The organism is Streptomyces verrucosisporus (assembly GCF_017114865.1).
Lineage (GTDB): Bacteria > Actinomycetota > Actinomycetes > Streptomycetales > Streptomycetaceae > Streptomyces > Streptomyces fenghuangensis.
On record NZ_JADEYH010000013.1, the window covers coordinates 82,838 to 102,303 of the forward strand.

Genomic DNA, 19,466 nt, shown 5'->3' on the forward strand with positions numbered 1-19,466 from the left:
CCGGTCTCGTGAGCCGCCTGCCGGGCCGCGCGGGCCCCCTCCCCCAGGTCTACGTCACCCGGTCCGACAGGGCCCGGAAGTCCTCCCACTCCAGGGCGGGCGGGGAGGGGTCCCACAGCTTCTGCGCCACGGCCCGCAGCGGCATGCGCACTCCCCGGGCGACCTCGGCCGTCGTCTGCGCGTCCGACAGGTCGCACCAGACGGCCAGCCGTCCGCCCACCACCCGGTCCGGCCCGGTCAGCTCCTCCGGCTCGGGCTCGGTGCCGCGCAGCACCGCCGGGGTCCACTCCTCGTAGATCCGCTCCCCGGTCGGATAGGTGAACTCGTTGGGCTCGCCGAGGACGTAGTAGAGGTACTCGTCGTTGAGGTTGACCACCTCCCAGCCCTCGCGCAGGTACTCCCCGGGCGGCCGGGCGCCGATCTCCTTGCCCGTCCAGTAGGCCACCTGCCGGGGGCGGCTCGATTCGACGACTCCGCCGGCGTGCTGCCCGTCGTTCCACACCTGGGGTGTGAAGCCCGCCTTCCGCACGGTCTCGGCGCGGTCGTTGAGCCAGGCCGTGGTCAGGTCCCGCACCCGGGCCCGGGAGCCGTGCTCCCGGCGGGCGGTCTCGGCCAGCTCCGGGTAGGCGGCCTCGGGGTCGGAGCGCATCAGCGCCCGGTACTCGTCGCCGCCCAGGTGCCAGTAGGGGCCGGGACCGGGCTGGTCGCGGAAGAGGGGGGCGTACTCGCGCAGCAGGTCGTCCACCAGGCGTGCCGAGCGCGGGTCGGAGATGTCGATCGCGCCGGGGGCCGGGTCGCCGTCGGCGTCGCGGAGCTGGAGTTCGGGGTGGGCGTCGAGCACCGCGCCGAGGTGGCCGGGCGAGTCGATCTCGGGGATGACGGTGATGTGCCGGGAGTTGGCCAGCTCGACGATCCGGCGCAGTTCGTCCTTGGTCAGGTGGGGGTCGGAGACGACCTCGGGGTGGGAGTCGCTCTCCACCCGGAAGGCCTGGTCGTCGGAGAGGTGGAGCTGGAGCTGGTTGAGCTTGAGGTCGCCCATCTCGCGGATGCGGTCCTCGATCCACCGGGCGTCGAAGTGCTTGCGGGCGATGTCGAGCATGAAGCCGCGCTGCGGGCGGTCGGGCCAGTCGCGGATGGTGCCGCGGGGGATCGAGCCGCCGCCGCGGAGGGCCTGGACGAGGGTGCGGGTGCCGTGGAAGACGCCGGCGTCGGTGCGGCCGGTGACGGTGACCCGGCCGGTGTCGGCCCTCAGCACATAGCCCTCGCGGCCTCCGTATCCCTTGTCGGAGCCGGCGGAGTCCAGTCTCAGCTCGATGTCGCCGGGCCCGGCCGGTCCGCCGGAGTGCTCCACGTCCAGCTCCCCGGCGAGCAGCCCGGCCTCGTCGGCGAGCGGTCCGCCGGGGTCGGCCACGACGCGGGTGCCGGGGGCGGGCTGCCAGCCGATGCCGGGCTCGGGCTCCCACCGGCGTACGGCGGGGACGGTGGCGGGGGCGGCGGGCAGGGTGACGGCCGGTACGCCGGGGGTCCTGCGGGGGTCCTCGCCCGGCTCCGCGCCGCCGTCCCCCGCGCCGTCCGGCAGTACCAGGAGGGTGACGGCCGTGACGGCGGCGGCCGCCGCGGCCACGACCGTGATGGCGGCGGTCTTCCTGCGGGGATTGCGTCTGCGCCTGCGTCCCATGAGGTGACCGTATTGCCCCTTTCCAGCCTTCGTCCGTCAACCATGCGCCCGGGGCTCGTCCCGTCCGGGTGAAAAGAATCTTCCCGCCGACCGCCTTCTCCCACTTATCGTTACCGTGACGTCATCCTCCGTCACACGATCGCCCCGGCCGCCCGGCCGCTCCTGTCACCCGCACCCACGCTCTCACCCGCACTCCCGTCGTCCCGCGACGTCCCCGACTTCTCCCCGCGCCCGAGGAGCCCATGCGCCTGCCCCCTCAGCGAAGCGAGGCAACGCCGCTCCACCGCCTCAACGACGCCTCCCCCGCCGACCTCCGAGGAGCCCTGCTCACCTGCTGCGGCAGCCGGCGGTGGGCCGAGAGCATCGCCGCCCACCGCCCCTACCCGGACGTCGAGGCGCTGCTCGCCGCCGCCGACGAGGCCAGCTACGACCTCACCGACGAGGACCTGACCGAGGCCCTGACCGGGGAGTCCGCCGCCGGAGCCGGACCGGGCGGCCCGCTGTACGGCGGGCGGCACATCGCCATCACCGGCCCCGGCGCGCTCGCCGCTCACACCGCCCTGCGCGCCGCCCACGCCGCGTACGAGAGCCGCTTCGGCTACGCCTTCGTGCTGTGCGTGGACGGAGTCCGCGAGGAGGAGGCGCTCGGCCACGTCCTGGCCGCGATCCGCACCCGGCTGGGCAACGAGGCCGAGCAGGAGCGCGCCGTGGCCGCCGAGGAGCTGCGCCGCATCGCGCGCGGCAGGCTGCTGCGGCTGGCCCGGGACGGGGTGCTCCCGGGCCGGCCCCGGCAGCCGCTCCACCCGGCCCCGCCGGGCGCCCGCGTACCGGCCCCGGCCCGTACCACGGCCCCCGGCCGGACTCCTAGCCCGTCCGTGCCTGATTGATCACATCTGACCCCCCGGAGGGACCACACCGACGGGACGTCGTTACCATGGCCATCGGCCGGTGGACCGTACCCGGCCGGGCCAGACCGACACCGAAGCCGGCCGGCCCCGTAAACCGCTCCCGGAGGGTATTTCCGTGCCGGCTGGAACGCTGTACCGCGGCCGGGAAGGCATGTGGTCCTGGGTGGCTCACCGAGTCACCGGCGTCCTCATCTTCTTCTTCCTGTTCGTGCACGTCCTGGACACGTCGCTCGTCCGCGTCTCCCCGGAGGCCTACGACGAAACCGTGGCGGTCTACAAGACGCCCATCGTCGCGCTGCTGGAGTACGGCCTCGTGGCCGCCGTCCTCTTCCACGCGCTCAACGGCCTTCGGGTCGTCGCCGTCGACTTCTGGTCGAAGGGCACCAAGTACCAGCGCCAGATGCTGTGGACCGTCATGGGCATCTGGATCGTGCTGATGGTCGGGGCGCTGTACCCGATCCTCGGGCACGCCGTGAGCGAGCTGTTCGGGAGCTGACGACATGGCCTACGACGTAGACAACCCCGCCCCCGTCATCGAGCCGCCCCGCGCCCGCACCGGCCGGACGGCCAAGAAGTTCACGCCCGGCAACTTCGAGATGCACGCGTGGCTGTTCATGCGGCTGTCCGGCATCGTGCTGGTCGTGCTGGTGATCGGCCACCTGCTGATCCAGCTCGTCCTGGACGGCGGCGTCAGCAAGGTCAACTTCGCCTTCGTGGCCGGTCGCTGGGCCTCGCCCTTCTGGATGACCTGGGACCTGCTGATGCTGTGGCTGGCGATGCTCCACGGCGCCAACGGTCTGCGGACCGTCATCAACGACTACGCCGAGCGTGACGGCACCCGCTTCTGGCTGAAGATGCTGCTGTACACCGCCACGGTGTTCACCGTCCTGCTGGGCACGCTGGTGATCTTCACCTTCGACCCGAACATCCGCTAGAGCCGGGGCTGAGGCGCTTTCATCATGAAGATCCACAAGTATGACACCGTCATCGTCGGCGCAGGCGGCGCCGGGATGCGCGCCGCCATCGAGGCGACCAAGCGCAGCCGCACCGCGGTGCTGACCAAGCTCTACCCCACCCGCTCCCACACCGGCGCCGCCCAGGGCGGCATGGCCGCGGCCCTCGCCAACGTCGAGGAGGACAACTGGGAGTGGCACACCTTCGACACGGTCAAGGGCGGTGACTACCTGGTCGACCAGGACGCCGCCGAGATCCTGGCGAAGGAGGCCATCGACGCCGTCCTCGACCTGGAGAAGATGGGCCTGCCGTTCAACCGGACCCCGGACGGCACCATCGACCAGCGCCGCTTCGGCGGCCACTCCCGCAACCACGGCGAGGCCCCGGTGCGCCGGTCCTGCTACGCCGCGGACCGCACCGGTCACATGATCCTCCAGACGCTGTACCAGAACTGCGTCAAGGAGGGTGTGGAGTTCTACAACGAGTTCTACGTCCTGGACCTGCTGATGAGCGAGGTCGACGGGGTCAAGCGCACCGCGGGCGTCGTCGCCTACGACCTTGCCACCGGCGAGATCCACGTCTTCCAGGCCAAGGCCGTCGTCTTCGCCTCGGGCGGGAACGGCAAGTTCTTCAAGGTCTCCTCCAACGCGCACACCCTGACCGGCGACGGCCAGGCCGCCGCGTTCCGCCGGGGCCTGCCGCTGGAGGACATGGAGTTCTTCCAGTTCCACCCGACCGGCATCTGGCGCATGGGCATCCTGCTCACCGAGGGTGCCCGCGGCGAGGGCGGCATCCTTCGCAACAAGGACGGCGAGCGCTTCATGGAGAAGTACGCGCCCGTCATGAAGGACCTCGCCTCGCGCGACGTCGTCTCCCGCTCGATCTACACCGAGATCCGCGAGGGCCGCGGCTGCGGTCCCGAGGGCGACCACGTCTACCTCGACCTCACCCACCTGCCTCCGGAGCAGCTCGACGCCAAGCTGCCGGACATCACCGAGTTCGCGCGCACCTACCTGGGCATCGAGCCGTACACCGACCCGATCCCGATCCAGCCGACCGCGCACTACGCGATGGGCGGCATTCCGACCAACGTCCAGGGCGAGGTGCTGGCCGACAACACCACGGTGGTGCCGGGCCTGTACGCGGCCGGCGAGGTCGCCTGCGTGTCCGTGCACGGCGCCAACCGCCTGGGCACCAACTCGCTGCTGGACATCAACGTCTTCGGCCGCCGGGCGGGCCTCGCCGCCGCCGAGTACGCCGCGACCGCCGACTACGTGGACCTGCCGGAGGACCCGGCCGCGTTCGTCCAGGGCCAGGTCGAGGCGCTGCGCTCCTCGGAGGGCAGCGAGCGGGTCACCGAGATCCGCAGGTCGCTCCAGGAGACCATGGACAAGAACGTCATGGTCTTCCGCACCGAGCAGACGCTCAAGGAGGCCGTCGAGGAGATCGCCTCCCTGCGCAAGCGGTACAGGAACGTGTCGGTCCAGGACAAGGGCAAGCGGTTCAACACCGACCTGCTGGAGGCCATCGAGCTGGGCAACCTGCTCGACCTGGCCGAGGTGACGGCCGTCTCCGCGCTGGCCCGCAAGGAGTCCCGCGGCGGCCACTACCGCGAGGACTACCCCAACCGCGACGACGTCAACTTCATGCGCCACACCATGGCGTACCGCGAGGTGGGCGACGACGGCACCGAGTCGATCCGGCTGGACTACAAGCCTGTCGTGCAGACCCGCTACCAGCCGATGGAGCGTAAGTACTGATGGCCACTCCCGTCATGGAGAAGTCCCAGGCCGGTGCCGGCGGCACGGCTGCGGACTCCCCCTACATCACCGCGACCTTCCGGATCCGCCGGTTCAACCCGGAGGTCTCCGACGAGGTCACCTGGCAGGACTTCGAGCTGGAGATCGACCCCAAGGAGCGCGTCCTGGACGCCCTCCACAAGATCAAGTGGGAGGTCGACGGCACTCTGACCTTCCGGCGCTCCTGCGCGCACGGCATCTGCGGCTCCGACGCGATGCGCATCAACGGCCGCAACCGGCTGGCGTGCAAGACGCTGATCAAGGACATCAACCCGGACAAGCCGATCACCGTCGAGCCGATTAAGGGGCTCACGGTCCTCAAGGACCTGGTGGTCGACATGGAGCCGTTCTTCCAGGCCTACCGGGACGTGATGCCCTTCCTGATCACCAAGGGCAACGAGCCGACCCGCGAGCGCCTGCAGTCCGCCGAGGACCGCGAGCGCTTCGACGACACCACCAAGTGCATCCTGTGCGCCGCGTGCACCTCCTCGTGCCCGGTGTTCTGGAACGACGGCCAGTACTTCGGCCCGGCGGCGATCGTCAACGCGCACCGCTTCATCTTCGACTCCCGCGACGAGGGCGGTGAGCAGCGCCTGGAGATCCTCAACGACCGCGAGGGCGTCTGGCGCTGCCGCACCACCTTCAACTGCACGGAGGCCTGCCCGCGCGGCATCGAGGTCACCAAGGCCATCCAGGAGGTCAAGCGCGCGCTGATCACGCGCCGCTACTGACGTCCCCCTCCGGTCCGTCCGCCACGGGCGGACCGGGGCCCGAAGGCGCCCGGCCGGGGAGACCCGGCCGGGCGCCTTCGTCGTGCGCACGGTCCCCGCGGGTCAGGCCTGCCTGGAGGCGAGTTCGACGACGGTGATGTCGGATTCGGCGCCCACCCGCACCGGCGGGCCCCAGGCGCCCGCGCCGCGGGTGACGTAGAGCTGGGTGTCGCCGTAGCGCTCCAGGCCGGCGAGGGTGGGGTTGGCCAGGGCCGCGAGGTGGTTGCCGGGCCACATCTGGCCGCCGTGGGTGTGGCCGGAGAGCTGGAGGTCGACGCCGTGGTCCACCGCGTCGTGGATCATGACCGGCTGGTGGGCCATGAGGACCACCGCGCGGGAGGCGTCGCGGTCGTCCAGCGCCCGTGCGAAGTCCGGGCCCTCGCCCTCGGCCTCGCCCGCGAGGTCGTTGACGCCGGCCAGGTCGAAGTGGCGCAGCTCGCGGCGGGCGTTCTCCAGCGGCTGAAGGCCCAGCTCACGGACGTGGTCGACCCACTCGCCCGCGTCGCCGAAGTACTCGTGGTTGCCGGTGACGAAGTAGGAGCCGTCGCGCGAGCGGAGCCGCGACAGCGGCTCGGCGGCGCTGCCGAGCTCGGCGACGGTGCCGTCCACCAGGTCGCCGACGACGGCGACCATGTCGGCGTCGGCCCGGTTGATGGTGTCCACGATCCGCTGGGTGTGGGAGCGGCCCAGGACGGGGCCGAGGTGGATGTCGCTGACGACGGCGATGCGGTAGCCGTGGGCGGCGCGGGGCAGCTTGGCCAGGGGGACGGTGACGCGCTTGAGCTTCGGGCCGCGCATCACGCCGTACGTGCCGTAGCCGACCGTCCCGGCCGCCGCGACGCCCGCTGCGGCGGCCACGGTGCGGGACACGAACAGCCGGCGCGACGGACCGGCCGGCGGGCGCTCGCCCGTTCGGGGACCGGTGCCGGAGCCGGTTCCGGGGTCCGCGCCGTCGCGGTCCGCGACGGCCGTGCGCGCCGTCCCGGCCGGGGCACCGCCGCCCACGCTCCCCTCCGCGGAAGCGGTGGCGGGGCCCGACGCGGCGGTGGCCTCGCCGGAGGCGCCCGCGGCGCTGTTCCCGCCGGCCGCCCGCCGCGCGTCCCGCCGCTCCAGCAGGCGGCGCAGCAGCGGCCGCACCGCCTCCCCGGCGAACAGGGCCAGCGTCAGGTAGAGCACCATGGCGAGCCAGAGGAGACCCGGCCAGGCGAGGATCTGCTTCAGGAGGAAGGGCACGTCCGCCCGTCCGGCGATCTGCGCCGCGACGGTGATCAGCGGCAGCAGGACGAGCAGGGGCGTGCCCACCCGTCTGTACCAGGTGCCGCGCGCCGCCACGTCGCGCACCAGACGCCGCCACAGGTACCAGTGCACCGCCGCCAGGACGGCGATCACCAGCACCAGGACGCCCACGAACACCACGGCCATGCCCCGCTCCACTCCCCTGCCCTGTTGTCTGTCCTCAGCCGAACGTACCGGCGGCCGTCATCCGTTCCGCGGCCGCCCTGCCGTCAGCCGTCGCGTGAGGCGCGCAGCGCCAGCAGACCGCGCAGCCCGATGACCCCGATGGCCGTGCCCAGCGCCAGCGAGACCGCGGCCAGCACCAGATGGATCCAGAAGTACGTGGTCGGGTCACCGACGTCGTCGAACGCCAGGCCGCCGCTGTCCTTCCACAGGTTCCTGGTGAAGTTGGTCCACACGAACCAGCTCCACGCCCCGAAGGCGAGCAGGAACCACGAGATGGGGCGAGAGAGTTTCACACCTACAAGTATGTCTATCGGCCCAACGGAATCACTGACAGGGGCGTCTCCCGCCACCGCGATGGTCCTCTCGGAGGTTCCCCTCCGTCGCCGAGCCGATACGTTCGCTCCGTGTCGAAGACTCACTGCGTAATCGCCCGCGCGCGCCGAGTGCGCAGCGCCCGCGGCCCCGCCGCCACCGCCCTGCTCCTGCCCTGCCTCCTCGCGGGCGCTCCGGCCGCGGCACACGCCGTGTCGGACAAGCCCAGGGAGCCCTCCCCGCCCTCGCGGATGTCCGCCGTCGGCGGCGAACGCCTGGGCCTTCCCGGTGTCCAGATAGAACCGCGGGCCGGGGCCCCCGAACTGCCCGAATCGATCACCTCGCGCGCGTGGATCGTCGCGGACGCCGAGACCGGCGACGTGCTGGCGGCGAAGAACGCGCACTGGCCGCTCGCCCCGGCCAGCACCATCAAGATGCTGTTCGCCGACACCCTGCTCCCGAAGTTCGACAAGGACCGGGTCCACCGCGTCTCGCGGGAGGAGCTGCTCCGGGTCGGCCCGGGCAGCAGCATGGTCGGCCTCAAGGAGGGCCTGACCTACACGGTCGACGACCTGTGGAAGGGCGTCTTCCTCCGCTCGGGCAACGACGCGGTGCACGCGCTGGCCGAGCTGAACGGCGGCGTGGACAAGACCGTCCGGGAGATGAACGAGCACGCCGGACGGCTCGGCGCGACGGACACCCATGTCGTCAGCCCCGACGGCTACGACGCCGAGGGACACGTCTCCTCCGCCTACGACCTCACCCTGTTCGCCCGCTCGGGGATGCGGAAGCCGGACTTCCGCGAGTACGCGGCCACCGTCCGCGCCCGGTTCCCCGGGGACGTGGAGAAGGGGGAGGACGGGAAGAGGAAGCGCGAGACCTTCGAGATCCAGAACACCAACCGCCTGCTGACCGGCGCCCCCGGCCTGGAGCCGTACGAGGGCATCGCGGGCGTCAAGAACGGCTACACCACCAACGCCGGTTCCACCTTCACCGGCGTCGCCCAGCGCGGCGACCGGGTGCTGCTGGTGACCGCCATGCACCCCGAGGGGGGCGGCCTCAGCGTCTACGAGGAGACCGCCGACCTCCTGGACTGGGGCTTCGAGGCGGCCGGGAGGACCGAGCCCGTGGGAGAGCTGGTGCCGCCCGAGGGGGCCGCGGACGGGCTCGGCAAGAACACCGACGACAGGCCCGGCAACCAGGCGGGCGGGGCCGGCGAGCAGCCCGCCGGGCCCACCACGCCCACCGCGTCCAGGACGCACGGGTCGTCGGACGGCGCCGGTACGGCCCTGATGATCGTGGCGGCGTCCCTGGTCGCGCTCGGCGCGGGTGCCTACGGGGTGCACCGGCGCTGGCCGCTGCCGGGCATGGCCGGTGTGCCCCGCCCGGGGCGCGGCCCGCAGGGTCCGGCGGTCCTGGGCGGCCCGGGCAACCCCGGCGCCCTGGAGAGGATCGTGACGAGGCCGCCGGCCCCCGGGAGGCCGGCGGGTGCCGGAGGCGCCGGTGGGGCCGCGGTGGGCGGGAAGGGGAGGGCAGGCTCCCCGGAGGAAGGGGAGAGCTCCGGGGAGAGGACCGCCGCCGGATCCGGTGAGACCGCGGTCTCCGAGCCCCCCGAGCCCCCGGCACCCCCGGCGAAGGACGCCGGGACGCCCTGAGCGCTCCGGGCGCCCTGAGCGTTCCGCGGCCCGGGAGGGCCGTGGTCGGCCCCCTGCTCCGCGCGCCGAGGCGCGTCAGAGCGAGGGGGCCGGAGGCCTGAAGAAGTCGGGTTGCGGAGGCAGGGGCAGAGGCGTGGAACCGCCGAAGGAGAACTCTCTGCGGAGCCGCCACACGCAGTCCTCGCCCTGCTCGTACAGAGCGAAGCCCGTCACCGTCCAGGCGGCCTCGAAGTCGGCCAGCTCCGCGTAAGCCCGGTCCATCGCCTCCTCGGCGATGCCGTGGGCGACCGTGACGTGCGGGTGGTAGGGGAACCGGAGATCGCGGGCGAGCGGGCCGTCCTCGGCCCGGATCCGCTCCTGGAGCCATCCGCAGGCCGAGGATCCCTCGACTACCTGGACGAAGACCACCGGCGACAGCGGGCGGAAGGTGTCCGTACCCGACAGCCTCATCGGGAAGGCCCGTCCCCCCGCCGCCACCCGGGCGAGGTGCTCCTCGATCTCGGGGCGGCACACGGGGTCCACCTCGGTCGGCGGCAGGAGGGTCACGTGGGTGGGGATGCCGTGGGCCGCGCTGTCACCGAAGCCGGCGCGCCGCTGCTGGAGCAGGCTGCCGTAGGGCTCCGGGACCGCGATCGATACACCGAGCGTGACGGTCCCCACGTGCTTCTCCTTCCTCGTCCCTGCCGTTTCCTTCTCCCCCTGGCCGCCTGCCGCCCTGTCAGTGCTTGGCGGGTACGAAGCCCACCTTCTCGTACGCCGCGGCCAGGGTCCGCGACGCGACCTCGCGCGCCTTCTCCGCTCCCCTGGCCAGCACCGAGTCCAGCGTCTCGGGGTCGTCCAGATATTCCTGGGTGCGCTCCCGGAAGGGCGCCACCCAGGCGGCGACGACCTCGGCCAGGTCGGTCTTGAGGGCACCGTAGCCCTTGCCCGCGTACTGCTGCTCCAGTTCCGGGACCCCGGTACCGGTGAGGGTGGAGTAGATCACCAGCAGGTTGCTGACGCCGGGCTTCTCCTTCTCGTCGTAGCGGATCTCGGTGCCGGTGTCGGTCACCGCGCTCCTGATCTTCTTGGCGGAGGTCTTCGGCTCGTCGAGCAGGCTGACCACGCCCTTGGGGGAGGCGGCCGACTTGCTCATCTTGACCGTCGGCTCCTGCAGGTCGTAGATCTTCGCCGTCTCCTTGAGGATGAAGGCCGAGGGGACGGTGAAGGTGTGGCCGTAGCGGCTGTTGAAGCGCTCGGCCACGTCGCGGGTCAGCTCGATGTGCTGGCGCTGGTCCTCGCCGACGGGGACGCTGTCGGCCTGGTAGAGCAGGATGTCGGCGACCTGGAGGACGGGGTAGGTGAACAGGCCGACCGTCGTGGCCTCGGCGCCCTGCCGCGCGCTCTTGTCCTTGAACTGGGTCATCCGGGAGGCCTCGCCGAAGCCGGTGAGGCAGTTCATCACCCAGGCGAGCTGCGCGTGTTCGGGCACGTGGCTCTGGACGAACAGGGTGCAGCGCTCCGGGTCGAGCCCCGCGGCCAGGAGCTGGGCGGCGGCCAGCCGGGTGGAGGCGCGCAGCTCCTTCGGATCCTGCGGGACGGTGATGGCGTGCAGGTCCACGACGGCGTAGAACGCGTCGTGGGTGTCCTGCAGATCGACCCACTGGCGGACGGCACCGAGGTAGTTGCCGAGGTGGAAGGAGCCCGCGGTGGGCTGGATGCCGGAGAGTACACGGGGACGGTCAGTGGCCATGGCGCCATTCTCGCAGAGGGCCGCCGCCGGGATCACCCGTGTTCCGCCTCCCGTGCGGGGCCGGGCACGGGAGGCGGACGGGCCCCGGAAGCGGCCCCGGTACGGCCTCCGGACATGGGCCGTACCGGCGTGACGGCGCACCGGAACACGCCGCGCCGGATGGTTTCGGTGCGAAGCGGACGTACGACGATAGAGATAGGCATCACACGCGGCGACCGCCGCACGATCGCCGGTGCACACGTCCACTCCGCCCACCCGACACGGAGCGTTCCATGGCCACCTCGGCAGAATCGTCCGCCTTCCCCGCCCCCGCCGCGCGTACCGCCCCCGCGGGCACCGCGCGTACCGCCTCCGCCGAACTGATCGCCGCCGCCGACGCGCACAGCGCGCACAACTACCACCCGCTGCCGGTCGTGGTCTCCTCGGCCGAGGGGGCGTGGATGACCGATGTGGAGGGCCGGCGCCACCTGGACATGCTCGCCGGCTACTCGGCGCTCAACTTCGGCCACGGCCACCCCCGGCTGCTGGCCGCCGCCCACGCGCAGCTGGACCGGCTCACCCTCACCTCCCGCGCCTTCCACCACGACCGCTTCGCCGCCTTCTGCACGGAGCTGGCCGAGCTGTGCGGCATGGAGGCGGTGCTGCCGATGAACACCGGAGCGGAGGCGGTGGAGACGGCGGTGAAGACGGCCCGCAAGTGGGGCTACCGGGTCAAGGGCGTCCCCGACGGGCGGGCGCGGATCATCGTGGCGGAGAACAACTTCCACGGCCGCACCACCACGATCGTCAGCTTCTCCACCGACCCCGAGGCGCGTGCCGACTACGGCCCCTACACGCCGGGCTTCGACATCGTCCCCTACGGCGACCTGGAGGCGATGCGGGCCGCACTCGACGAGAACCCGGACGACACCGTCGCCGTGCTGCTGGAGCCGATCCAGGGCGAGGCGGGCGTGCTGGTGCCGCCGCCGGGCTATCTGGCGGGGGTACGCGAGCTGACCCGTGAGCGGAACGTGCTGTTCGTCGCGGACGAGATCCAGTCGGGCCTGGGCCGCACCGGCCGGACGTTCGCGTGCGAGCACGAGGACGTGGTGCCGGACGTGTACGTGCTGGGCAAGGCGCTCGGCGGCGGCATCGTGCCGGTCTCGGCGGTGGTCTCCTCGGCCGAGGTGCTGGGCGTCTTCCGGCCCGGCGAGCACGGCTCCACGTTCGGCGGCAACCCGCTGGCCTGCGCGGTGGCGCTGGAGGTGGTCGCGATGCTGCGGACCGGCGAGTTCCAGCAGCGGGCGGCCGAGCTGGGCGAGCACCTCCACCACGAACTGGGCCTGCTGGCGGGCCGCGGCGCGGTCGAGGCGGTGCGCGGGCGCGGGCTGTGGGCGGGCGTGGACGTCGTCCCGTCCCTGGGCACGGGCCGGGAGATCTCCGAGCGGCTGATGGAGCGGGGCGTCCTGGTCAAGGACACCCACGGTTCGACGATCCGCATCGCCCCGCCGCTGGTGATCTCCAAGGAGGACCTGGACTGGGGCCTGGAGCGGCTCGGCGCGGTGCTGGGCTCCTGAGGTACGGGCGCGGGTTCGCGCGGCGTCCTCCGGCGGGCCGCCTCTCGGCGGGTCATCCCCTGACGGGCCGTCCGAGGGCGCCGCGCAGCACCGCGCACAGCGCCTCCACCGCCGGGGAGAAGCCGTGCTCGGGCGGGGTGCCGTAGCCGACGACGAGCGCGTCGCGTCCGGGGCCGGGCGCCGGGGCGGCCGCCGGGTGGCGGAAGCGCGCCAGCCCCTCCAGGGCCACCCCCGCCCGCCGTGCCGCCTCCAGCACCGGCTCCTCGGCGCCCGGCGGCAGTTCCAGCACGGCGTGCAGTCCGGCCGCGATGCCCGTGACGCGTACCGCGGGGGCGTGCTCGGCGAGCGCGGCCACGAGCTGGTCGCGCCGGCGCCGGTAGCGCAGCCGCATGGCGCGCACATGCCGGTCGTACGCCCCCGAGTCCAGGAAGTCGGCGAGGGTGAGCTGGTCGAGGACGCCGCAGGTCTCGGCCGTCTCGCGGCGGACGGCCAGGACGGGGCCGAGCAGCGCCTCGGGCACCACCATCCAGCCCAGCCGCAGCCCCGGCACCAGGCTCTTGCTGGTGGTGCCGAGGTAGACCACCCGTTCCGGATCGAGGTCCTGGAGCACGCCGACGGGCCGGCGGTCGTAGCGGAACTCACCGTCGTAGTCGTCCTCCAGGACCACCGCCCCGGTGGCCCGCGCCCAGTCGACGACGGCCGTGCGCCGGTCGTGGTGGAGGGGGACGCCGGTGGGGTACTGGTGGGCGGGGGTGAGGAGGGCGGCGCGCGCTCCGGCGCCGTACAGGGCGGACACGTCGGCGCCGCGGCCGTCCACCGGCAGCGGCACGGTGCGCGCCCCGGCGCGGGCCAGCAGGTCGCGGTGGATCCACAGGCCGTACGACTCCACCGCCACCGTGGTGCCCAGCACCTCCCCCAGCAGCGCCAGCCCGCGCACGAACCCGGCGCAGACCACGATCCGTTCGGGGTCGGCGCGCACACCCCGCGCGCGGGAGAGGTATCCGGCCAGCGCACGGCGCAGTTCGGGCCGGCCGCGCGGGTCGTCGTAGCCGAGGGCCGCGCTGGGCGCGGCGGTCAGGGCGCGGCGGGCGGAGGTGAGCCAGGCGGCGCGGGGGAAGGCGGAGACGTCCGGCCGCCCGGAGCGCAGGTCGTGGAGGACGCGCGGGGGCGTACGGGCGGGAGCGGATGGGCGTGGGGATCGGCGCTGGGCGGCGGGGCGCGCGCCCGACGGGTCGGTCGGCGCGGCCGGTTCGGCGCGCGGCGCGACGCGGGTGCCCGAGCCCTGACGGGCCGTCAGCCAGCCCTCGGCGACGAGTTCGGCGTACGCGTCGGCCACGGTGTTGCGGGCGACGCCCAGGTCGGCGGCGAGCGAGCGGGAGGAGGGCAACCGGGTGCCGGGGGCGAGGCGGCCGGTGCGGACGGCGTCGCGCAGGGCGCGCATCAGACAGGCGCGCAGGCCCCCCGGTCCGCCGAGGTCCAGATGGAGGTCGCTGCCGGCGGCCGGTCCGGCCGACGGTCCGGCCGGACCGTCGGCCGGATTGGCCCAGGATTCCCGCATGGAAGTGGACCATACCCCTGGGCTACCGCCCGCCTAGGGTCGTCACCATGACGACAGTTCACGAACACGGCCCGCGCATGAACCTCTGGAAGCTCGTCCCCGAGGTGTACAAGGGGATGGCCGCCTTCGAGGCCGCGGCGTCGAAGGGCCTGGACCCGGTCATCGCCGAACTGGTCAAGATCCGCGCCTCACAGCTCAACAAGTGCGCCTTCTGCATCGACATGCATCTGACCGACGCCCGCAAGCTGGGCGTCGACCGGCTCAAGCTGGACCTGCTCGACGCCTGGGAGGAGGCCCACGGCCTCTACACCGGCAGGGAGCAGGCCGCTCTCGCCCTCACCGAGGCGGTCACCCGGCTGGACGGCGGCACGCCGCAGGGGCACTACGTTCCGGACGAGGTCTACGAGCGGGCGGCGAAGAACTTCGAGGAGACCGAACTGGCCCATCTGATCTCGCAGATCGTCTCCATCAACGCCTGGAACCGCTTCCAGGTGGCCACCCGCGCCGTGCCCGGCTCGCTCATGGACAAGGGCCGGGAGTGACCGACGGCGGCCGGGGCGCGGTGGACGCCTTCCGCGCCCTCCAGCACCGTGACGCACCCCTGGTCCTGCCCAACGTCTGGGACGCGGTGAGCGCCCGCGCCTTCGCCGGCGCGGGCTTCCCCGCGCTGGCCACCTCCAGCAGCGCGGTGGCCGCCACCCTGGGGTACGCCGACGGCGAGGACACCCCGCCCGGCGAGATGTTCGCGGCCGTCGCCCGGATCGTCCGTGCGGTGGACGTCCCCGTCACCGCCGACATCGAGCGGGGCTACGGACTGGCCCCCGAGGAGATCGCCGAGCGGCTGCTGGAGGCCGGCGCGGTCGGCTGCAACCTGGAGGACTCCGGGCCGGCCGATCCGGAGTTGGCCGATCCGGGGCGTCAGGCGGAGCGGCTGGCCGCGGTGTGCGCGGCGGCGGACGGAAGACTGCTGGTCAACGCCCGGATCGACACCTATCTGCGCGGCGCGGACGATCCACTGGCGGCGGCGGTGGAGCGCGGGCGGCTGTACGCGGCGGCCGGCGCCGAGTGCGTCTACCCCATCACCGCGCCCCCGGACCACCTTCCGGTGCTGGCGGCGGAGATCGGTGTCCCGGTCAACGCCCTGTGCCACCCCGGCGCCCCCTCCCCCGCCGAACTCGGCGCCCTGGGCGCCGCTCGCGTCACCTTCGGCGGCTCGCTCCACGCCCGCGCCTCCGCCGCCGTCGCGGATCTGGCCGCCGGGCTGCGTGCGGGCTGAGGGCCGTTCAGACCCCGGCACCCGCGCGCCCGGCGGGGAAACCGTGCGTGCGGGCGGCGAGCACGACGGCCGACACCGGCACCAGGAGGACGAGGACGCTCCAGGGGAGCGAGGAGACGCCGGCCGCCCCGAGGAGCAGGCCGCCGACGAACCCGCCCCCTGCCATGGCCGCGTTCCACAGGGTGACGAGCATCGCCTGCGCGGAATCCGCCTGTTCTCCGGCGGCGTCGCCCGCGGCGGTCTGCAGGAGGGTCGGGGCGCCTCCCCAGCCCAGGCCCCACAGGATCGCGGCGGTGTAGACGGGTACGGCGCCGCCGTCCGCCGCCGCCAGCACGGCGGACGCCGCGCCGACCAGGAGGACCCCCGCGACGGCGAGGACCCGCAGACGGCGGTTGACGTGAGCCCCCACGGTCCAGATGCCCACCAGGCAGGCGGCGCCGAACACCAGCAGCACCAGGCCGGTGGAGCCGCCCATCCCGAGCCGGTCGAGGAGGACGGCGACGTAGGCGTAGAGAATGGTGTGGGCCAGCACGAACACCAGGGTGACGAACAGGACCGGCGCCACCCCGGGGACGGTGAGGACCCGCAGCGGCGGAGGCCGGTTCCCGGCCCGCTGCCCGGGGAAGTCCGGCACCACCGCGGCGATCCACACGAGCAGGCCGAGGGTGAGCCCGGTCATGATCAGGAAGGCCGCTCGCCAGCCCAGCGCTCCGCCGACGAAGGTCCCCGCGGGCACGCCCAGGGACAGGGCGACCGGGATGCCGGCCATGGCGACGGCGATCGCCCTGCCCTGGAGGTGGACGGGCGCCATGCGGCGTGCGTACCCGGCCAGCAGCGCCCAGGCCAGCCCCGCGGCCACCCCGGCGGCGAACCGGGCCGTCATGGTGAGGGCGTAGGAGGACGAGAGCGCCGTGACGGTGTTGGCGACGGCGAAGCCGGCCATCGCCGCCGTCAGCAGCCGCTTGCGCCGCCATCCGGCGGTCGCCGCGGTGAGGGGTATCGCGGTGAGCGCGGTCCCGAGCGCGTAGACGGTCACCGCCTGGCCCGCCGCGGACTCGCCCACGCCCAGGTCCGCGCTCATGGCGGGCAGCACCCCCGCGGGCAGCGTCTCGGTCAGGCTGGTGACGAACACGGCCGTGGCCAGCGCGAGCAGCGCGGGCATGGGAAGCTTCCGGTCCCCGGCTTCCTCTCCGGAAGCGGTCGTCGGCATGGTGTCGGTGGTCATGCCGTGCATGCTCGGACCCTCACATCGGTGTGAGGGTCAACGCGGAACACTGTGAGGGCGGTCACATGCGCATCGGAGAGCTGTCGGAGCGGACCGGCGCATCCCGGCGGCTGCTGCGCTACTACGAGGAGCAGGGGCTGATCGTCTCCAGCCGCTGCGCGAACGGCTACCGCTCGTACGACGAGGCCACCGTGGACCGTGTCGCGCAGGTCAGAGGACTGCTCGACGCCGGACTGCCGACCCGGATCATCCGGCAGATCCTGCCATGCCTCGACAAGCCACGGGCCATCCACTTCCCCGACGCCACACCGGAGATGCTCGCGACCCTGGAGGAGGAGCGCGACCGCATGACCGCGCGCATCAGATGCCTGACCCGCAACCGGGACGCCATCAGCGAGTACCTCGAAGCGGTGCGCGCCGGTGCCCGCGCGGACGCGGCCTCCGCGCCCGGCGGGGGCGGAGGCTGAGGCTGAGGCGGGAGACCGCCGTACGGCTCGGCGGCCGGGGGCGCCTTTGAGCCAACTTGCCGGTGGCCGTGCCGCGATCGCGGCATCGGGTTGCGTACGGCCCGGCGGTTTGTGACGATCTATCAGGAGGCGTCGGGAACCGACACCCGGCCGACCACTCCGCGGCGCCCTCCCCCCAGGACTCCCGAAGGCGACACCGCGCGAAGCGGGAGGCGCCGGAAAGGACACATCGGTGGCAGCGTCCCCCCTGCGCTTACCGGGCCGCCGCCGTGCCCGGTTCCGGGAGATGCAGCGCGACTGCGAGAGGCGCCTGGCCGAGATCGGCGTCGTCCCCGGTCACGACGGCACCGCGGGCGCCGCGGGCAGCAGCGGCACCGAGGGCATCACGGACGTCTGCGAACAGGTGGGCCGGCGGCGCGGGCGCGCCATCCGCCTCGTCCCGATGGAGCTGGAGGAGCCGCTGCTCCACGGCCTGTGGATCGCCCTGCCGGACACGGACGTCATCGTCTACCGGGCGAACACCAGCAGGCCCCACCAGGAGCACATCATCGCCCACGAGCTCTCCCACATCATCTGCGAGCACGACTTCGGCGCGCTCCCCGGGCCGGCCGTACCGGCGCACCTCTTCCCGGAGGCCGATCCGGACCTCGTCCGCAGGTCGCTGAAGCGCTCCGCCTACGACGACCGGGCCGAGCAGGAGGCCGAGATGATGGCCTCGCTCCTCCTGGCCCACGCCCGCCGCAAGGCCGCCCCCGGCCCGGAGGACGCCGACGCCCTGCCACCCGAGGACGCCACCGTGATGGCCCGTGTGGAAAGCGTCGTCGGCCGCGGATGATCTACGACGTCCTGTCCCACCTGTGCGCCCTCGTCGGGCTCGCCGCGTTCTGCTACAAGCTCCCCGAACTCCTTCGGCGCAGGGGCGACCCGGCCCTGTGGGCCCTGGAGATCTACTTCCTGTGCTCCGGGATCAGCTTCCTCGTCGACCTCAACTGGCTGCGCGACGACGTCTCCCGCCTGTTCGGCTACCCGAACCTCACCACGCTCCTGACACAGGCAGCGGTGGTCGTGCTGACGGCCGCCCAGCAGGTCGTACTGGTCCACTGGTCGCACCCGCCCGAGCGGGCGGCGGCCCTGGCCCGACGGCGCGTGCTGGCGTTCTCCGCCGCGCTGGTGGTCCTGGCCGTGCTGTTCTTCGTCGTGGAGCCCTACCGGCAGACCGCCTCGGCCGAGGGCACCCTGCTGAGCAACATGCAGGACCGCGACTACGCGGGATATCTGCTGCTCTACATCACCGTCTGCGCGGTGGGGCAGGTCGGGGCCGTACGGCTGTCCTACCGCTATGCGCACATCGCCCGCCGCACCTGGCTGCGCGCGGGCATGTGGACGGTCACCGCCGGCGCCTCGCTCATCCTGCTCTACTGCGCCATCCGCTACACCCAGATCGCCGGCACCCAGCTCGGCCACGACATGAGCGCCTGGGAGCCCGCCTACTGGCTGGCCGGGAGCGTGGGGGCGCTGCTGCAGGTGTTCGGCTGGACGGTGCCGTCCTGGGGGCCCGCCCTCTCCGGCCGGCTGCGCGGCTACCACTCCTACCTGCGGCTGCGCCCACTGTGGTGGGCCCTGTACGAGGCGGTGCCGGCGATCGCGCTCGAACCGCCGCCCAGGCGGCCGCTGGACCTGCTCCCTCCGGCCGGCCTCGACTACCGGCTCCACCGGCGCGTCATCGAGATCCTCGACGGCTACCACGCCCTGGGCCCGCATCTGCCGCGCGGCGCGGAGCGGAGCTCTCCGGCCGGCGAGGCCCGGCTGCTGAGGTCCGCCCTCGACGCGCGGGCCGGGGCCCCGGCGGACCCCCCGTCCTCCTTACCCGCCGCGCCTTCTCCACCGGCCGAACGCCGGGGCGGCTCGGGCGAATCCGGTGGCTCCGGTGGCTCCGGTGACTTCGCGCAGGAGGTGGCCTGGCTGTCCGAGGTGGCCAGGGCCTTCGCCCGGCTCCCCGCCACCCGTCCGGCCGCCTCACGGACCGCAGCCGGACAGGCCGCCTCCGAGCGGGCCGCGGTGCCTCGGGGAAGCGATCACACCTGAGCGCTGCTCCCCGATCACCGGCTCCCGCCT

General features: G+C 73.2%; 19 protein-coding genes. 12 read left to right on the forward strand and 7 right to left on the reverse strand.

Annotated elements, in window-relative coordinates; translation table 11 throughout:
- Positions 1–49: 49 nt before the first annotated feature.
- Positions 50–1,678, reverse strand: coding sequence for a beta-N-acetylhexosaminidase (locus tag IQ279_RS15910; RefSeq protein ID WP_206349186.1), 1,629 nt, complete (start codon positions 1,676–1,678; stop codon positions 50–52).
- A gap of 242 nt (positions 1,679–1,920) precedes the next feature.
- Between IQ279_RS15910 and IQ279_RS15915 the strand changes: the two genes are divergently transcribed.
- From IQ279_RS15915 to IQ279_RS15935, 5 genes are all read left to right on the forward strand, one after another.
- The gene (locus tag IQ279_RS15915) at positions 1,921–2,565 is read left to right on the forward strand and encodes a 2-oxo-4-hydroxy-4-carboxy-5-ureidoimidazoline decarboxylase (protein ID WP_206349187.1); all 645 of its coding nucleotides are present in this window, start codon (positions 1,921–1,923) and stop codon (positions 2,563–2,565) included.
- A 136-nt stretch (positions 2,566–2,701) separates the two neighbouring features.
- Positions 2,702–3,082 (forward strand): succinate dehydrogenase, cytochrome b556 subunit, encoded by a 381-nt coding sequence (gene sdhC, locus IQ279_RS15920; protein ID WP_206349188.1) that lies wholly within the window; start codon positions 2,702–2,704, stop codon positions 3,080–3,082.
- Positions 3,083–3,086: 4 nt separating this feature from the next.
- Positions 3,087–3,521, forward strand: a complete 435-nt coding sequence (locus tag IQ279_RS15925) for a succinate dehydrogenase hydrophobic membrane anchor subunit (protein WP_206349189.1) — start codon at positions 3,087–3,089, stop codon at positions 3,519–3,521.
- A gap of 24 nt (positions 3,522–3,545) precedes the next feature.
- A complete protein-coding gene (gene sdhA, locus IQ279_RS15930) occupies positions 3,546–5,300 on the forward strand; it encodes a succinate dehydrogenase flavoprotein subunit (RefSeq protein ID WP_206349190.1) in 1,755 nt (584 codons plus the stop codon).
- Complete coding sequence (locus IQ279_RS15935; RefSeq protein ID WP_206349191.1) at positions 5,300–6,070, forward strand: succinate dehydrogenase iron-sulfur subunit; 771 nt, start codon at positions 5,300–5,302, stop codon at positions 6,068–6,070. The genes sdhA and IQ279_RS15935 overlap by 1 nt, the downstream gene beginning before the upstream one ends.
- 102 nt (positions 6,071–6,172) lie before the next feature.
- Here the strand turns inward: IQ279_RS15935 and IQ279_RS15940 are convergent, their stop codons facing one another.
- Both IQ279_RS15940 and IQ279_RS28025 read right to left on the reverse strand, forming a co-directional pair.
- Positions 6,173–7,531, reverse strand: a complete 1,359-nt coding sequence (locus tag IQ279_RS15940) for a metallophosphoesterase (protein WP_206349192.1) — start codon at positions 7,529–7,531, stop codon at positions 6,173–6,175.
- 83 nt (positions 7,532–7,614) lie between these two features.
- Positions 7,615–7,863 (reverse strand): SCO4848 family membrane protein, encoded by a 249-nt coding sequence (locus IQ279_RS28025; protein WP_307792377.1) that lies wholly within the window; start codon positions 7,861–7,863, stop codon positions 7,615–7,617.
- 111 nt (positions 7,864–7,974) lie between these two features.
- Between IQ279_RS28025 and IQ279_RS15945 the strand changes: the two genes are divergently transcribed.
- Positions 7,975–9,537, forward strand: a complete 1,563-nt coding sequence (locus tag IQ279_RS15945; RefSeq protein ID WP_372445154.1) for a D-alanyl-D-alanine carboxypeptidase family protein — start codon at positions 7,975–7,977, stop codon at positions 9,535–9,537.
- A 75-nt stretch (positions 9,538–9,612) separates the two neighbouring features.
- Here IQ279_RS15945 and IQ279_RS15950 read toward each other — a convergent pair whose 3' ends face one another.
- Positions 9,613–10,197, reverse strand: a complete 585-nt coding sequence (locus IQ279_RS15950) for a 2'-5' RNA ligase family protein (RefSeq protein ID WP_206349193.1) — start codon at positions 10,195–10,197, stop codon at positions 9,613–9,615.
- A gap of 58 nt (positions 10,198–10,255) precedes the next feature.
- Complete coding sequence (gene trpS / locus IQ279_RS15955) at positions 10,256–11,269, reverse strand: tryptophan--tRNA ligase (protein WP_206349194.1); 1,014 nt, start codon at positions 11,267–11,269, stop codon at positions 10,256–10,258.
- Positions 11,270–11,541: 272 nt separating this feature from the next.
- Between trpS and rocD the strand changes: the two genes are divergently transcribed.
- A complete protein-coding gene (gene rocD, locus IQ279_RS15960; RefSeq protein WP_206349195.1) occupies positions 11,542–12,825 on the forward strand; it encodes an ornithine--oxo-acid transaminase in 1,284 nt (427 codons plus the stop codon).
- Positions 12,826–12,877: 52 nt separating this feature from the next.
- On the opposite strand, the gene pdxR is transcribed toward rocD, so the two are convergent.
- The gene (gene pdxR / locus IQ279_RS15965; protein WP_206349196.1) at positions 12,878–14,383 is read right to left on the reverse strand and encodes a MocR-like pyridoxine biosynthesis transcription factor PdxR; all 1,506 of its coding nucleotides are present in this window, start codon (positions 14,381–14,383) and stop codon (positions 12,878–12,880) included.
- A 47-nt stretch (positions 14,384–14,430) separates the two neighbouring features.
- Here pdxR and IQ279_RS15970 point away from each other — a divergent pair, with 47 nt between their 5' ends.
- A complete protein-coding gene (locus IQ279_RS15970) occupies positions 14,431–14,925 on the forward strand; it encodes a carboxymuconolactone decarboxylase family protein (protein ID WP_241028192.1) in 495 nt (164 codons plus the stop codon).
- Positions 14,922–15,659 (forward strand): isocitrate lyase/PEP mutase family protein, encoded by a 738-nt coding sequence (locus tag IQ279_RS15975; RefSeq protein WP_206349197.1) that lies wholly within the window; start codon positions 14,922–14,924, stop codon positions 15,657–15,659. The genes IQ279_RS15970 and IQ279_RS15975 overlap by 4 nt, the downstream gene beginning before the upstream one ends.
- A 7-nt stretch (positions 15,660–15,666) precedes the next feature.
- On the opposite strand, the gene IQ279_RS15980 is transcribed toward IQ279_RS15975, so the two are convergent.
- Positions 15,667–16,884, reverse strand: a complete 1,218-nt coding sequence (locus IQ279_RS15980; protein ID WP_206349198.1) for an MFS transporter — start codon at positions 16,882–16,884, stop codon at positions 15,667–15,669.
- A gap of 65 nt (positions 16,885–16,949) precedes the next feature.
- On the opposite strand from IQ279_RS15980, the gene IQ279_RS15985 reads away from it, so the two are divergent.
- From IQ279_RS15985 to IQ279_RS15995, 3 genes are all read left to right on the forward strand, one after another.
- Positions 16,950–17,351 carry a MerR family transcriptional regulator gene (locus tag IQ279_RS15985; protein ID WP_206349199.1) on the forward strand — a complete coding sequence of 134 codons (402 nt, stop codon included), beginning with the start codon at positions 16,950–16,952 and terminating at the stop codon, positions 17,349–17,351.
- A gap of 232 nt (positions 17,352–17,583) precedes the next feature.
- The gene (locus IQ279_RS15990; protein WP_206349200.1) at positions 17,584–18,186 is read left to right on the forward strand and encodes a M48 family metalloprotease; all 603 of its coding nucleotides are present in this window, start codon (positions 17,584–17,586) and stop codon (positions 18,184–18,186) included.
- Entirely contained in the window at positions 18,183–19,436 is a 1,254-nt protein-coding gene (locus IQ279_RS15995) for an MAB_1171c family putative transporter (RefSeq protein ID WP_206349201.1), read from the forward strand. The genes IQ279_RS15990 and IQ279_RS15995 overlap by 4 nt, the downstream gene beginning before the upstream one ends.
- The last annotated feature ends 30 nt before the right edge of the window (positions 19,437–19,466 follow it).

Bases quoted from the DNA above. Each gene is read 5' to 3' on its own strand.
- IQ279_RS15940 (WP_206349192.1), bottom strand. From the start codon at position 7,531: ATGGCCGTGGTGTTCGTGGGCGTCCTGGTGCTGGTGATCGCCGTCCTG.
- IQ279_RS15995 (WP_206349201.1), top strand. From the start codon at position 18,183: ATGATCTACGACGTCCTGTCCCACCTGTGCGCCCTCGTCGGGCTCGCC.
- IQ279_RS15925 (WP_206349189.1), top strand. From the start codon at position 3,087: ATGGCCTACGACGTAGACAACCCCGCCCCCGTCATCGAGCCGCCCCGC.
- IQ279_RS15985 (WP_206349199.1), top strand. From the start codon at position 16,950: ATGCGCATCGGAGAGCTGTCGGAGCGGACCGGCGCATCCCGGCGGCTG.
- IQ279_RS15970 (WP_241028192.1), top strand. From the start codon at position 14,431: ATGACGACAGTTCACGAACACGGCCCGCGCATGAACCTCTGGAAGCTC.
- sdhA (WP_206349190.1), top strand. From the start codon at position 3,546: ATGAAGATCCACAAGTATGACACCGTCATCGTCGGCGCAGGCGGCGCC.
- pdxR (WP_206349196.1), bottom strand. From the start codon at position 14,383: ATGCGGGAATCCTGGGCCAATCCGGCCGACGGTCCGGCCGGACCGTCG.
- IQ279_RS15935 (WP_206349191.1), top strand. From the start codon at position 5,300: ATGGCCACTCCCGTCATGGAGAAGTCCCAGGCCGGTGCCGGCGGCACG.
- IQ279_RS15915 (WP_206349187.1), top strand. From the start codon at position 1,921: ATGCGCCTGCCCCCTCAGCGAAGCGAGGCAACGCCGCTCCACCGCCTC.
- rocD (WP_206349195.1), top strand. From the start codon at position 11,542: ATGGCCACCTCGGCAGAATCGTCCGCCTTCCCCGCCCCCGCCGCGCGT.
- trpS (WP_206349194.1), bottom strand. From the start codon at position 11,269: ATGGCCACTGACCGTCCCCGTGTACTCTCCGGCATCCAGCCCACCGCG.
- IQ279_RS15980 (WP_206349198.1), bottom strand. From the start codon at position 16,884: ATGACCACCGACACCATGCCGACGACCGCTTCCGGAGAGGAAGCCGGG.
- IQ279_RS15910 (WP_206349186.1), bottom strand. From the start codon at position 1,678: ATGGGACGCAGGCGCAGACGCAATCCCCGCAGGAAGACCGCCGCCATC.